Below are 14,854 nucleotides of genomic sequence, written 5' to 3' on the forward strand. Positions count from 1 at the left end.
TACAAAATGTCATTAACAATTCTTTTAATATTATAACTTACGAATCCCTATAAAACAAATCATCTACCTAATTGATCAAACCGCTTTGCCCACTCTGTTTAAATTAATCTTAGAGAGTAGGGGATGATATATGTTTTATGTGACTTTGGTAAATTCGCCATGGTTCTTATACTATAGGAATCGCGCCAATCCTTAAAAATGGAGATGTCTGAGGTGGCAGCGCCACCGAGTTATCCATTTTCAAGGATGCCTTAAGCGATTACTATAGTATTAGAACCATCGAATTTCCCTACGGAACATAAAACATATATCATCCCCCTACTTTCTAAGATCTGAATAACCCACCTTGGGCAAAGCGTCCTAGCACATTATTCCACACTCTTTAAAGATTCCACCATATCAATTTTTCTCAACCTATAAAACATAAAGTAGTTGACGAACCCAGAAAATCCAAAGGTTAATAAACCGCTAAACACATAGCTGATTCCTTTCATTTGCCGTCCAAACATAATAGTATCAATCTCTGCGGTTAATATAACAAACCGGTGAAGAATAATTCCAAGGAATATACCTACAAAGACTCCAACGGCAGTTAATATGATATTTTCCCGGTATACATAAGTTGCAACTTCTATATCTTGAAATCCCAGAACTTTTAATGTGGCCAGTTCACGTTTTCTTTCGTTTATGTTGATATTATTAAGATTGTATAATACAATAAAAGCTAACAGTCCCGCTGAAATAATCAACACATACACCACTATATTTAAGCTGTTTAGCATATCATGAATCTGATCCTGCAAATAACTGGTAAACAATATGGAAGATACCTGTGGGAAATTAAGTACCTGGGAGGCAAACTTCTCCTCATATACTGCATCCTTATTCAAAGACTTTAAATATATCTTATTATATTCAGGAACTCTGCCATATAATTTTCCATAGGTAGACGGTGACATGAAAATATAATGAAGCATATAGTTTTCAACTATATGGGATACCCTAACCTCTATACTGCTAACCTCTCCATCTTTTATGGTTATGGTGTCGCCTGTCTCCACACCCAGTAAAGATGCCAGCTTTTCGGTGATAATAACACCATCTTCTTCTAAATCGTAGTTTTCATAAGTTTTTCGGTTTCTAAACTCTATAAAGTTTTTAATATGTTCTTTATCCTCAGGCACAATCAGTGTAACACTCTTTTCCTTACTTTGATGACCTGCATCCACGGTTTTCTCATTTGTTTTTATAAAATCTTCCACATTAGAATCATTCTCAAGGAATTCATAAATGTTCTTATCCGTATCAGAATCATTATCTACTTCTTTTTCTTTTAATGTTATGATGGAATCCTGATGCCAGAGATCAACATATTGAACATCCGACATTGCGGATATGGAATCTTTTAATCCAAACCCTACTAAAAGCAATGCCATACAGCCACCTATTCCAAATACAGTCATAAAGAAACGTTTTTTGTATCTTAACAAATTTCGAATCGTGGATTTGGTTGTAAAGTTAAACTTTTTCCAGATCCACGGAATTCGCTCTAAAATAACTCGTTTTCCTACCTTAGGAGCTGCCGGGCGCATTAACTGAGCCGGTGATTCCATAAGCTCTTTATAACAGGCAAGGTAAGCAGCCAAAGTAGTGCACAGTACTGCGATTATGGTAGATAACAGCCCAAAATACATATTATAAGGAGTTATAACTTCCGGTATATTTTGATAAAGAATTCCATAAGCCTTAATAATTACTTTTGGAAGTAATTGTTCACCAGCCAGCACCCCAAGAAGGCTTCCCATCATACTGGCCAGAAAAGCATACATAATATATTTGCCGGCAATCGATGTGTTCTTATAACCCAGGGCTTTATAAGTACCAATTTGAGTTCTTTGCTCTTCCACCATACGAGTCATAGTAGTTAAACTAACTAAAGCTGCCACTAAGAAGAAAATAGCCGGAAATACTTTTCCAATATTGCCGATTCTCTCAGAATCCTGCCCATATTCAACATAGGTTTGGATGCTGTTCCTATCCAGTACAAACCATTTAGGAAATTCCACTTTACTTAATTTTTCTTCAGCCTCTGCAATCTCTTTCTTTGCATCCCCTATTTCCCGTTCTGCTGTTTCTTTTCCTTCCTCATACTCTTTTATCTTATCCGTCAGAGTAACTTTGGCATCCTGCAATTCCGTCTCTTTCTCTGACAGTAAAGACTCTGCTTTTCTTATTTCTTCTTCCCCATTGCGTATTTCTTTCCATCCTGCTTCTATTTGTTTTAGCCCTTCTGTAATCTTTTCACGATTTTCTGCAAGGGTCTTTTCTCCGGCTAATAGTTTTTGTTCCTCCTGGTTTAATACTTTACCTGCTTCCTTTAATGTTTTTTGCTGTTTATCCAGCTCCTCTTTCCCGGCATCTAGTTTAGACTTGCCCTCCTGCAGCTGTTTTTTCCCTCTATTTAGCTCATTCTGTTTCTCTTTTAGTGCAGCTTCCCCTGCTAAAAGCTCCTGCCATTTATCCGGATATAAATCTTTATAGGGTCCTAACTGTTCTTTTTGGGCAGCTAATTCTGTCTTAGCTGTATTTAATGTACTTTGGCCTTTATCCAGTTCCTGTTTTTTCTCTTTCCATGATTTCATGGAAGTGTTCCAGGTTCCATATGCAGTATTTAGGGTTTTAACACCTTCTTCATACTCTGCTTTCTTAGTATCAAATAACTCTTTACCTTTGTTAAAGTCGGCTTCTGCCTTAGTAAGCTCTTTCTGCCCTTCCTTTAATTCCTTTTCTTTGGTGGACAAATTATTCTTATTAGTTTCTAACTCATTCTTATTGGATCTTAGTTCCTCCCAAGCTTTTTTTATCTCATCATCACCATCTGCAATCTCTGTTTTTGCATCTTCAATTTTCTTTGCAGCATCTGCCAAATCTTTATTTACTTTCGTTTCGTTATCTGCTAATTCTTCTTTTGCATCTGCTAATTCCTGCTTGGGTTCATCTAGAACTTCCTGATAACGGGCCTCTTTTCTGCTTTCTGCTATCTTTTCAATATTGTCCGCTACCGCCTCTACTGTTTTATCATATTCTGAGGTATAACTCATAAGCTCTTTGGCTTCTTTCACGGTAACAAAGATTTCTGTGTATGCCTCCATGGTAAATGCATCTTTTGGTACTACAACAAAATTATTAACTTTTCCATTTCCAATAGAGCTGCTGCCCCGGTCAAAAGATAAGTATTTGGAACTTGATCCTACCCCCACTATAGTATAAGTATTTTCTTTAAGACTCTCTGATAAGTCTTCTTCCGTACCCGATGCAAAATGAAGGACATCTCCTATTTTAAATCCTGTAGCCGCCAGAAATCGTTCGTCTACCAGGCACTCTGTAGTCGACTGAGGCAGCCGGCCTTCCAATACTCTAATCTGATTTATGTGGTCAGTTTCAGACATGACTTTAAGAACCATTTCTATTTCCTCGGAGTCTAATAAAACATCCGCAGAATAAGAAGGTTCCACGTTCTCAACTCCGTCTATCTTACTGATTTCTTTTACATCTTCATCGGTAAGACCTAACGTGCTTAGTACCCGGATATCCATTAAATTGCTGCTGTCATAAAAACTGTCGGCTGATATTTTCATATCCGGCTGGGAAGCACGAATTCCGGAGAAAAATGCTACGCCAAGTGCGACAATTAGCATAATGGATAAAAACCGGTTTAAACTATTTTTTATTTCTTTCACAAAATCCTGCCTGATTGCTTTTCGCTTTTTCTTATTATTTTCCATGATTCACTCCACTACTCAAGATGTCTTACCATTCTATTGTTTCTACGGATATAGGGTTATCATTCACTGTCATACCGCTCACTCTTCCGTTCTTAATCTTAATCACTCTGTCTGCCATTGGTGCTATAGCTGAATTATGGGTGATAACAATCACTGTCATTCCATTTTCCCTGCAAGTATCCTGTAATAATTTCAGTATGGCTTTACCGGTATTGTAATCAAGAGCTCCCGTTGGTTCATCACATAATAACAGCTTAGGATTCTTAGCCAAGGCTCTGGCTATGGATACTCTCTGCTGCTCACCGCCGGATAATTGTGCTGGGAAGTTTAATAGCCTTTCCCCAAGTCCTACTTCACATAAAACAGCTGAAGCCTCCATAGGATTTTTACATATTTGGGATGCTAATTCTACATTCTCCACCGCCGTAAGATTCTGTATCAGATTATAGAATTGAAATACAAAACCTACATCATCTCTTCGGTAGTTAGTAAGTTCTTTCTTACTAAATTCGCTAATATCCACTCCATCCACCATAATACTTCCTTCACTGCAAGAATCCATACCCCCTAATATATTCAGAACCGTAGTTTTTCCTGCTCCGCTGGGTCCTACAATTACAACAAATTCACCTTTATTAATTTCAAAATCAATTCCATCTACCGCTTTAATGATAACTTCCCCCATGCGGTAATATTTCTTTACATTCTTTAATTCTATAAATGAAGACATACTGCTCTCCTATTCTAAAAAATTTCAAAGTGTAGCTATTGTTAGGTATTATACTACGTTAGCTTCATGAAAACCATTATAAATTTATGAACTTTTTGGAAATTTTTTTAAAGATACTTTATTTAACCTCGTCAAGTAGTGACAATGAAATTATGAGCAAGTAGCGCAAACGGATTGCGAATATCCCCTTTGACTTCTTTTATAAGTTTCTTGTCTAGTAACAAAAAATATGCTACAATCTCAATTAATCGATGAAAAAGTACCACTATTTTAAATTTTATTTTGGAAAAGGGGATTTATCTTGAAAAATACTAAAAGAGTTTTGGCTTTGATTGGAGTTTTATTGTTATTATGCATACCTGTTCTCCTTGTAATAGGTGCTTTTACTGCTTCACCGGATTCTACAGCACTATTTAAGGCAAGTATTTTCTGTGCCATTGTTGTACCTATTATGGTATATGCTTATATACTAATTTACCGCGTAATTAAAAAGAATAACAAGGAACAGATTGAAAGCAAGCAAATAGATAAAAAAGATGGCCGGAATTGACAACCATGAAAGGCTATGATAATATAAAAGTGCTGTACGACTGACGGAAGTGGAATTAACCACGGGGAGTACAGCACTTTGAAAGCCGACCGTCTGGGCATAATGCTTGGAAGGGTGGGCATTTTTATTGCATTCCGATGTTACAAGATAATTCGGATTAAATTATGAAAATCATGAGCAGAGTAGGATTTTGTGCGTAAATCAATGATTTGCAGTGTCTTCTGAACGGGGAGTTGTCAGAGGAACGAAAAGCCTTTAAGGCTTACGGTACAAAGTTCGCATCCCGCTGCTACATAAGGAGAAGCGGTGTTATTATATATAGTACCTCTTGTTATGTAGCTGTGCTGCATAACAGGAGGTGTTTTTTATGATTGCAACATAATGTATCAATTTAGCCATAAACTTTCAACAATTTGTTCCAATAAGAAAGGAGAAGTTAAATTGAAAAATTCATCTTTTTATGTGCGCCGCATTACAATATCTGCGGTATTTCTTAGTATTTCCCTGGTTTTGAAAACCTTATTTACTTTTTACATACCCATGTTTGGGCAAAATGGAATGAGCATCAATATCTCTGGTATATTCTCCATAATGCCGTCCATTTTATTCGGACCTGTATATGGAGCTGTGACCTCCGGACTTTCTGACCTTTTAGGTTATCTTTTAAAACCAATGGGGACATATATTCCCCTTATGACCCTGGTGGTAGCTGCCGGTGGATTTATCAGGGGTGTATTGTGGTCTGTTCTGGGCAATAAAGACAGTAAGAAATTAAGAATTGCAATTGCAGTATGCTCGGTATTCCTTTTAGTAGCAGGTATCTGCAACATGACATTTTTGTCTGCCGATGGCATTGATAAAAATTTTTACGAACACGTACAAAAGGAAGAAATAAATACAGATAATATGCACCTTGTCAGCAAAATGCTTATCACAAGAACCATTGACACAAAAGACCCCTCGGGGAACCTGAGTACCTATATTACTTTCGTAACAGCAGGAATACTTGGCAGTGCTGTTCTTGGAATCCTTTTATTAACTGCGGACCTCTTTATCTCAAAGAAGTTCCTGCATGGCACAGGCAAAGGACAAATTCCTCAGCTTCTTATTACTATGGTCGGTTCAGGTCTGGTTGTAACTACTCTTAATACGGTAGTATTGCGTGAAACAATTTTTACCGCATGGAAGGTGCTGCCCTTTGCAGTAGTATGGATACCCCGTGTTATAGAGGAGATTCTCGGAAACACTATTAAGGCATATTTTGTATCCATACTATTGGGTGTTTTCCGGAAACAGCCCGGCTTGAATGAGCTGACTGATAAGCCCTTGTAATGCGTCCAAAGGAAATCCTCAGTTACATCTGACCATCACGGTTCAGTGGCTTGATCTTTTCCTCTCACAAACGGATAAAAACCATTCCTTCTGTTTATGAGAGTAAAGATCAAGCCACTATTTCATTTTGCTAATCTTCTATGCTTAACGTAGCCGAATACGAAAACACCCATAGAAATAATTATTAATATTGAGTATATCAGGATATCCCAAATATCTGTTACAGACTGTTCTGTGAATTTAGATACAACGCTGTTAATCCACAAAGATATGGGCAAGCCGGAAATTACTGCAAATGCCGCAGCTATATATCCTGGTAAATTACTTTTACAAAATAATAAATAGATTTCCCAGAAATAAATCAGTGCAATGGCAGAAACCCGAATACCGATTGGTAATATTAGCCCAGCAATGCCGATAACCCGTTCCAATGCAAACAAAAAAGGAATTATTAATAAACTAAGCAATATAAGGGATATGTGGATACCCTTTTTACTCCATATTACAGTTGGCTCTATGATTGACCACACAAAAATAATGGAGGTCATTGGAAATAACGCCCAGGTTAGCTTTCCATTGATTGCAAAATTACAGATTGTACATACAATAATTCCAAGTAATAAGATTGCAGAGGTAATTATTGCATAAATCACTCGTACATCTTTGGATTTGTTTTTCGTTGCAGTATCCGCATATTGGATAGTTGTTTCTATAATAGATTCCACCTCGGAGGAAGACGATTCCATCCTTTTCCCGTTCAATAGTTCGTTTATCGTAATACCCAAGATGTCACAAAGGACAGGTAACAAAGAAATATCAGGACAGCTTAATCCACGTTCCCACTTTGAAACAGCCTTATCAGTAACGCCTAGCTGTGCCGCCAGTTCCTTTTGCGTCATTTTGTTTGATTTTCTTAGCTCTGAAATAAATTGAGACATTTTCCCATTATCCATATTCTCCAACCTTTCTTATATTGCTTTATACGAATATTTTAATTGATGTTTTTCATATAAGCAATAGACTTCCGGTTGAATACAACAAAAGAAACCAGCGGTAGAGTTAACAAAGGCAGTAACAAATCTAAGTATTGCAAATTACTGCCGAATATTTTCTCACTGACATGGAAAGTGTCCATTGGAACAGCTTAATTAAAAATGTTTCCACATTAATCTCCCCTTTCCTTTATCCATTTCAACAGTTCATCAAGTTCACTGTTCTTTATCTTCTTGCCATCATACAGTGTTGTCACCAGACTGGCAAATGAATTGCCATGAAAGCGTTCCATGAAGTCACCAGTTTCAAATTTCAAATATTCTTCTTTGCTGATAATCGGAAAATAGGTACGCTCCTTTTTGTCAAGTATTTAAAAAATAATTTCGCCTATTAAATTTAGAATCATTTATTCTAACTCCAATAGGCGAAATCCTGTTAATTTATCTTAATAATTTTGCCAATTCCCCTTCATAAACCATATGAAGTTCATGCAGCGCTCTTGTAATAGCTACATATAAGAGTTTTGCATCTGCATCGCTGGCTTCATAACTATTACAATCCGGATTCCATAAGATAACAGAATCAAATTCTAAGCCTTTTGTCATATGAATGGGAAGTACCATAATGCCATTGGAAAAATTCATATCCTCCATATTTTCAGTAAGTTCTTCCACTTCTATATACTTATTTAAGTGCTCATATACTATTCTGGTTTCTTCTATAGTACGGCAGATAATTGCAATAGTCGTATAGCCGTCTTTATGATTTGTGTTGATAATATGGATTACTTTTGACAGCATCTCCTGCTGACCCACAGTCTTGGTAATGGATACCTCTTTTCCATGTCTTATAACCGGTTCTATATCATAAGTTTTAAAAGTACATTGTCTTAAAACTTTACTTGCAAAATTGGAAATCTCCACCGTATTACGATAACTCTTAGCCAAAACGTAAAACTTGTCTTTATCCGGATAGAATACTTCTTCTTTCAAGGTTTCCCAATCATTCATACCGGTATCATAATATATATTCTGGGTTATATCTCCCATGATTGTATAAGTACAATCGTGAAATAATTGTTTCATTACGTAAAATACCGAAACACCAAAGTCCTGGGCTTCATCTACTATAATATGGCTGACCTGCTCAAAATCAATGGTTAATTTCAGCCTTTTTTTAATGTATGCGAGCATGGCTAAGTCGTATAAATCAATCATCTTTTTATCAACGTTATCCATGAGCAGCCGGATCACTTGTTCTTCCGGTATCTCGTAATTCAAATTTAGATAATTCTGTTGATTTAAAATTAAATCCTGTAAAAAATTTTTATAAAGTTCAATTAGATTTATTTTCATACTTTTCTTTCCAAAATAATCTTTAAACTTTTTTAATTCAATACTGATGGCTTCTTTCTCCTGCTGCTCTCTTTCATTTACCAGCCGTATTTTGCTGCTTAATCTCTTATTCAGTAAATCAATTTTTTCTTGTAAAGGTTTATCTTTAAATATATCCAGGAAACCTATAATTTCAGATTTTGAATAAACTTCTTTGTTATGGTATACAATGGAATCCAGCTTCAAGCTCTTTATTTCATAATCATTTATATATGTTTCCAAGGCTTTGATAAAGGATAGAGAACCTTTAAATTTGTTTAGCGCAATCTCTTCCCCGGTCTTTTTCATCTGGGATTGCTTTGAGAAATTATCTTTTAATACATATTTATTTTTCTTTATATCAAAATCTTTGTTTAAAAGTATGTTCAAGAATTCTACCATAGTCATTTGATTAATATTATATACATCAAGGTTAGGCAGTACCCCTGTAATATAATTTAATAACATTTTATTACTGCCGATTATATAGAATTCGTCGGAACGAAGCTTTTCTTTGTAATTATAAAGGATGTAGGAAATACGGTGCATGGCAACTGTGGTTTTTCCGCTTCCTGCTACTCCCTGAACAATTACATTATGCCATGGAGTGTCCCGAATAATCTCATTTTGTTCCTTTTGAATGGTTGCAATGATTTCCCCTAATACCACTTCTTTATTCTTACTTAGGTACTTCGTCAGGAATTCATCATTTGCAATAACATCCGTATCATAATAGTCTATTAGTTTACTATCACCTATTTCAAATGTTCTTTTCAAATTTAGTGAGATATAAATGGGATCTCCATACGGTGAAAGATAGGAGCTTTCTCCCGTTTCACTGTCATAATAAACACTTGAAACAGGTGCCCTCCAGTCAACAACCACTATATCGGTACTGCTTCTACTGACTCCGTTCTTCCCTATATAAAGAGAATATATTTTATCCTCTTGAATTCCTTTATCAGAATCTCCTGTTTCATTCTCTTCATGTTCCACATAGTCAATTCTTCCAAAGTAGGGTTTCTCCAGTGCGGACAGGTTTTTGTTTAATGCTCTTTCCATATCTGATTGCATACTAAGTCCAATTACCAGATCATTATGGAGTTCCGGATTATTGGAGCGGTAATTATCGTATAATTCCTTAGTTTCTTCCCGAATTATCTTTAACTTTTTCGTATAGCCATCAATGTTATTCTGAATAACAGCCACACATTGTTCTAAATGATCCTCTTCTTTTTTCCACTCACTTCTTAGCTCTTCATGTTTTTCATTAAAACTATTGTTGTCCATTCTTCCTTCCATGATACCTCCTTAAGGTCGTTAGCGAACTAATGGTTTAAGTTCTTTATTTACTTTTTCTCTGGGTTACTGTTACATAGTACTGGAAATTTAAAATAAATACTAGACTTTTTTTTCAAAGTATGTTATGCTGTAAAATGAAGTGTACCTAAAAATAAGCATCTAACTTTGTAATAGTTTTCCAACCATTGGTATGAATGGTATCTCAATGAATGAACGTTGATGTAACCGTTCTTTTTTTTGCAAAAATACCCTATGCAATATAGATAATTATTAAAAACAATAAGCTGCCATTCCAAGCTACAGACAATCCCAGTAGAAATCAAAGAAACTTCACAGAACTTAGATATACTAAATTCCATATAGGAAGAAACTCGCCTTCATAATGAGGTTCGCAGCTTATAATGACAGCTTTTTTAACATAATGATATTTAATTCTTTGTTTTGTAAGACGTAACTTTTAATTTCTCTCACTATAATACTTATTTATATCCCAAATCCTTCTCCACTTCATGAATGGTCTTAATATTCTCACTTTCATAATCATTTAAAATAGCCGTATCAAATTGGTCTGCTGTAAATCTTGGTTCATACCATAACTGTGCCTTAAAATAATTATTTAAATCTTCATTTTCAAAGATTCTTCCATGTCGTGCATATATCTCATTCCTTGCAACCAATAAAACATTTTTGCTGCAACCTTTAAAATCTTCTTTCTTATAATACTGTTTGTCTGTATCAAATATTGGGTTAATTATTACTGTAATATCAGTAGTAAGCAGCACGCTTTCTCTATAGCCTATTATTTCACTATAAAAAGAACAATTCTCCTGATAGGTGTCTCTTTCTTGTACCTTTGCAATGAATTTCTCTTCGGACATACTCTCTATTTCTTTATAGTAATCCTCATTTACACTGTTTTCAGCAGAGATAATTTCTTTGTTCTCATTTTGTTGACTGCCAGCTTCCTCCTCAACTTTTCCGCTATCATTCTCTTCTATAATGTTATTTTGAGATTCTTCTTCCGGTCTTTCATCCTTATCATTCATAATTTCTGGTAAGTCTTCGTTTGTTATAGGAGAACTTGATTTAGTTTCTGTTTGCTGATTTATTTCTTTATCCACGATAATATCCTGTTCTTTTAATCCGTATGATTTACTGCAGCCAACTAAAATAAAACATATCCCTAAACCCATTATTAATATTTTTTTCATATGAATTCACGCTTTCATTTTCTTATATTCTATATATTCTATATATTTTTATATAGACTTCCTTGTTACGACTAAAAAATAGTTCTCATCCTTGTTGTCAAATAAATGAATTACTCCTCAGCCTCTTCCTTTATTCTCTTTAGATGTTCTATGATTTCTTTCTCATATCCTTGCTCGGAAGGTTGGTAAAAGACTCTACCCTTTAGTTCATCTGGCAAATACTGCTGTTTCACATAATGATTTTTATAATCATGGGCATATTTATAGCCCAATCCATGTCCTAATTCTTTGGCTTCTCCATAATGAGCATCCATCAGATAGGAAGGTATGGAGGCCGTTTTTTCATTCTTTACGGTTCGCATTGCCTCTCCAATTGCCACACATGCCGAATTGCTTTTCGGAGCACATGCCACATAGGAAACCGCCTGAGCTAATATAATCTGAGCTTCCGGCATACCAATCCGTTCCACTGCCTGTGCTGCCGCAGTGGCAACTACCAAAGCATTGGGATCCGCATTGGATACATCTTCTGCAGCGCATATCATGATTCTCCTTGCTATAAATGTAATACTTTCTCCTGCATATAACATTCTTGCCAGGTAATAAATAGCTGCGTCCGGGTCCGACCCTCTCATACTTTTAATAAACGCCGATATGGTATCATAATGATTATCTCCGGTTTTATCATAACGGATTACTCTCTTTTGAATACACTCACTTGCAACATCAAGTGTTATATGAATCTTCCCATCTTCTGAACGTTCTGTAGTTAAAACTCCTAATTCAATAGCATTTAATGCAGATCTGGCATCTCCGTTAGCAATATCGGAAAGGAAATCCAATGCCTCTTCATCAATAACAGCATTATAAGCACCCATTCCTTTTTCTTTGTCTGTTAGTGCTCTGAGAATAAGCTTCATTATATCTTCCTGCTCTAAAGATTTTAATTCAAATATGATAGAACGGGAAATAAGAGCGCTGTTTACTTCAAAGTATGGATTTTCTGTCGTTGCTCCAATTAATACAATGGTTCCGTCCTCCACAAAGGGCAATAGATAATCCTGTTGTCCTTTATTAAAGCGGTGAATTTCATCAATAAACAGTATTGTTTTCTTACCATACATGCCTATATTGTCTTTTGCTTTGCCAATTACTTCTTCCATATCTTTTTTTCCAGCAGAAGTGGCATTAATCTGAGTAAAAATAGCACTGGTAGTATTGGCAATAACCCTTGCCAAGGTAGTTTTTCCTGTCCCCGGCGGCCCATAAAAGATAATGGAGCTGATTTTGTCCGCCTTGATTGCTCGATATAGCAGCTTGTCTCTACCAATAATATGGCTTTGCCCTACTACTTCTTCCAATGTAGTAGGACGTAATCTGGAAGCCAATGGGGATTCTTTCTCCATGGTATTACTTCTCATATATTCAAATAAATCCATAACAACCTCTATTCCGGCGCCTAAGCGCCTTTTAATAGCACCAGCACAAATTACCGGTTACTAATCTCTATTCCAGTGCTTTGCACATATTTATTATTGTATTAGATAAAATATTTTTCGTCAATCTATTCAAATTTATAAGAATTCAATTTAATCTAAGGTTTAAACATGAAGATTTCCTGTGAGCAAAATACCACTAGTCCCTTAACTGACGGACTAATTTATCTGCCTGTCTGCCATAGCTTCATCAAAAATTTCTGCCATGTCAGACTGCTCACCATATTCGAAACCTATCCTTCCATCATATGCCATGGAATCACAGGAATCGGTAGCGATAAATATACGCAGAGTTTCTCCATCCTCACGTGTAAATTTTATTAAAGCGGTGTAAGGACAGCCGGAAAAACCGTATATCTCCTTGCTGTTAATTGCTCTATCCATGAGCTTTGACAACACATTAAGCTTTTCAGAATCATTTACAGTTTGCAATCGCAAATCAGTGGTATAAGAACCATCGGCTTGCTCTACTCTTTCCGGGAAATCAATATCAGCACTTTTTAGGGGAATTTTAAACCATTGTGCATCAAAGCTTCCATAGTCTGTATCCATAATATTTCTTATTTTTCCCATGATAAAGCTATATACAGCTTCGTTGTATTCAAGGGCAATAAATTCCTGCTTCATAGTAGACATGATATAGCCTGCTGAATTACTATTGCCTACAAACGCATATTGATTCCCATCTATATGCAGTTTGACCCCCGTTGAGTGTATAGTTATGTCCTCTCCATGCAGATACTTCCATGCATCCTGCTGTGATGTTACAGTATCTATAACCTCCGAGGAGGAGAACAGACTACTAATTTCTTCAAGTTCATTGTCGTTTATGTTGATAAAACAGGAATATGGCGATGAATAAAAGCTTATGGTATCCTCATCTTGATAGTAAAATTCAATGCAGGGACGATCTGGGCTATATAACGATAAACCTGTATTCTTATTTATAAAATCCAGCTGTTCTCTTCCATTTTGAGTAAATGCAAGAATGAATGTCTGATTTGCGTATTCGCCGGAGCCTTTGCTTTCACTAAAGCAAAAACAGTCAAGGTCTTCCTTTCCAAAAGGTAACTCAAGAATATCATAGCCTTCAAGTTTATATAAAATATTTGAATTATTATCCTTATCGTAATAGCCGATTTGAAGAACCTCGCTTTTTGCACCGGATTCTGAATAATAACCTATATCAATGCTGCTAAAATCATCATATATGGGAGCATCCTTACGCCGACTGGCCAAGTAATAATCCATGCCGTCTCCTGCTGTCCGTCCTATGATATCATAATGTCCCATCAGCATCTCAGATACTTGCTGTGTTCTGCTTTCGTCCATCTGCTGAAACGAGGCACCATTAAGATAACTTTCAACAAGAGTAATATACTCTTCCTGGGGAGTAATTGGCATTGGCTCCGATGTTGCACCCACTGACGTTGGAGATGTAAAATCTAAGTGCTTATCGCTTTCAGAAGCTGGCCTCGTACAGGACATTATCCAAAGTGTAACAAATAGAAATATAGCAAATAAACAGGTTTTTTTCATATTTTAGGTCCCTCCCCAAGTATAGATATGAATATTTAACTTTAGCTGGCATGATGTGTTGCTAAAGTATTTATTTTCCATACTATTTTACCAAATAAGCCCAGACATTACAAGTTTATTTTCACCTCCTTCTGCGTTTCCTTTTAAGAATATTATACGCCATTTCACAAAGCATGCGATGCTGGTGCTGGCTCCACTGAGAAAATTGTTCCGCCAGACATTAGAGTTACTCTAAGAAGCTGACACGGAGTACGTTACTCTGTGCAGTCTCTTGTAAACTGTACTCTATTTATGTTAGAATAACAATGAATAAAATTTTGGAGGTATTACATGACAATTCCACAAGACCCAATGATATTATTAAGTTTTATCAACACCTATTTAAGAGATCATTATAAAAGCCTTGATGATTTATGTAAAAGTCTGAACATAGATGAGACAAGCCTGAAAGAAACTTTAAGGGGAATTCAGTATGAATACGACCCTGTTCAAAATAAATTTATTTAACGGTTAACCAAAGACTACTATTAATTTCAGCAATTA

11 protein-coding genes and 2 riboswitches are annotated in these 14,854 nt (G+C 35.9%); of the genes, 3 read left to right on the top strand and 8 right to left on the bottom strand.

Annotation, left to right across the window (positions count from 1 at the left end):
* Nucleotides 1-368: 368 nt before the first annotated feature.
* Together RT261_RS14350 and RT261_RS14355 are read right to left on the bottom strand one after the other, a co-directional pair.
* Nucleotides 369-3,785, bottom strand: coding sequence for an FtsX-like permease family protein (locus tag RT261_RS14350; protein WP_313133468.1), 3,417 nt, complete (start codon nt 3,783-3,785; stop codon nt 369-371).
* A gap of 25 nt (nt 3,786-3,810) precedes the next feature.
* Nucleotides 3,811-4,515, bottom strand: coding sequence for an ABC transporter ATP-binding protein (locus RT261_RS14355; RefSeq protein WP_313133469.1), 705 nt, complete (start codon nt 4,513-4,515; stop codon nt 3,811-3,813).
* 301 nt (nt 4,516-4,816) lie between these two features.
* Here RT261_RS14355 and RT261_RS14360 point away from each other — a divergent pair, with 301 nt between their 5' ends.
* Complete coding sequence (locus RT261_RS14360) at nt 4,817-5,065, top strand: hypothetical protein (RefSeq protein WP_313133470.1); 249 nt, start codon at nt 4,817-4,819, stop codon at nt 5,063-5,065.
* A gap of 26 nt (nt 5,066-5,091) precedes the next feature.
* A riboswitch (ZMP/ZTP riboswitch) is annotated at nt 5,092-5,171 on the top strand.
* 70 nt (nt 5,172-5,241) lie between these two features.
* Nucleotides 5,242-5,356: riboswitch (THF riboswitch) on the top strand.
* 150 nt (nt 5,357-5,506) lie between these two features.
* Entirely contained in the window at nt 5,507-6,397 is an 891-nt protein-coding gene (locus RT261_RS14365; RefSeq protein ID WP_313133471.1) for an ECF transporter S component, read from the top strand.
* 122 nt (nt 6,398-6,519) lie between these two features.
* Here RT261_RS14365 and RT261_RS14370 read toward each other — a convergent pair whose 3' ends face one another.
* From RT261_RS14370 to RT261_RS14395, 6 genes are all read right to left on the bottom strand, one after another.
* On the bottom strand, nt 6,520-7,350 hold the full coding sequence (locus tag RT261_RS14370) for a helix-turn-helix domain-containing protein (protein ID WP_313133472.1): 831 nt from the start codon (nt 7,348-7,350) through the stop codon (nt 6,520-6,522).
* A 212-nt stretch (nt 7,351-7,562) separates the two neighbouring features.
* Entirely contained in the window at nt 7,563-7,760 is a 198-nt protein-coding gene (locus RT261_RS14375; protein WP_313133558.1) for a BlaI/MecI/CopY family transcriptional regulator, read from the bottom strand.
* 70 nt (nt 7,761-7,830) lie between these two features.
* On the bottom strand, nt 7,831-10,065 hold the full coding sequence (locus RT261_RS14380; RefSeq protein WP_313133474.1) for a HelD family protein: 2,235 nt from the start codon (nt 10,063-10,065) through the stop codon (nt 7,831-7,833).
* A 479-nt stretch (nt 10,066-10,544) separates the two neighbouring features.
* Nucleotides 10,545-11,276 (bottom strand): YARHG domain-containing protein, encoded by a 732-nt coding sequence (locus tag RT261_RS14385; RefSeq protein WP_313133475.1) that lies wholly within the window; start codon nt 11,274-11,276, stop codon nt 10,545-10,547.
* Nucleotides 11,277-11,386: 110 nt separating this feature from the next.
* Nucleotides 11,387-12,715 (bottom strand): replication-associated recombination protein A, encoded by a 1,329-nt coding sequence (locus tag RT261_RS14390; RefSeq protein ID WP_313133476.1) that lies wholly within the window; start codon nt 12,713-12,715, stop codon nt 11,387-11,389.
* 216 nt (nt 12,716-12,931) lie between these two features.
* Nucleotides 12,932-14,311: a hypothetical protein gene (locus RT261_RS14395; RefSeq protein ID WP_313133477.1), complete on the bottom strand. Its 1,380-nt coding sequence runs from the start codon at nt 14,309-14,311 to the stop codon at nt 12,932-12,934.
* 330 nt (nt 14,312-14,641) lie between these two features.
* Between RT261_RS14395 and RT261_RS14400 the strand changes: the two genes are divergently transcribed.
* Complete coding sequence (locus RT261_RS14400) at nt 14,642-14,818, top strand: DUF4250 domain-containing protein (protein ID WP_313133478.1); 177 nt, start codon at nt 14,642-14,644, stop codon at nt 14,816-14,818.
* The last annotated feature ends 36 nt before the right edge of the window (nt 14,819-14,854 follow it).

It is taken from the genome of Anaerocolumna sp., from assembly GCF_032079385.1.
Lineage (GTDB): Bacteria > Bacillota > Clostridia > Lachnospirales > Lachnospiraceae > Anaerocolumna.

Excerpts from the sequence above, each read along its gene's own strand:
- RT261_RS14350 (WP_313133468.1), bottom strand. The coding sequence starts at position 3,785 with ATGGAAAATAATAAGAAAAAGCGAAAAGCAATCAGGCAGGATTTTGTG.
- RT261_RS14355 (WP_313133469.1), bottom strand. The coding sequence starts at position 4,515 with ATGTCTTCATTTATAGAATTAAAGAATGTAAAGAAATATTACCGCATG.
- RT261_RS14370 (WP_313133472.1), bottom strand. The coding sequence starts at position 7,350 with ATGGATAATGGGAAAATGTCTCAATTTATTTCAGAGCTAAGAAAATCA.
- RT261_RS14380 (WP_313133474.1), bottom strand. The coding sequence starts at position 10,065 with ATGGAAGGAAGAATGGACAACAATAGTTTTAATGAAAAACATGAAGAG.
- RT261_RS14385 (WP_313133475.1), bottom strand. The coding sequence starts at position 11,276 with ATGAAAAAAATATTAATAATGGGTTTAGGGATATGTTTTATTTTAGTT.
- RT261_RS14390 (WP_313133476.1), bottom strand. The coding sequence starts at position 12,715 with ATGGATTTATTTGAATATATGAGAAGTAATACCATGGAGAAAGAATCC.
- RT261_RS14395 (WP_313133477.1), bottom strand. The coding sequence starts at position 14,311 with ATGAAAAAAACCTGTTTATTTGCTATATTTCTATTTGTTACACTTTGG.
- RT261_RS14400 (WP_313133478.1), top strand. The coding sequence starts at position 14,642 with ATGACAATTCCACAAGACCCAATGATATTATTAAGTTTTATCAACACC.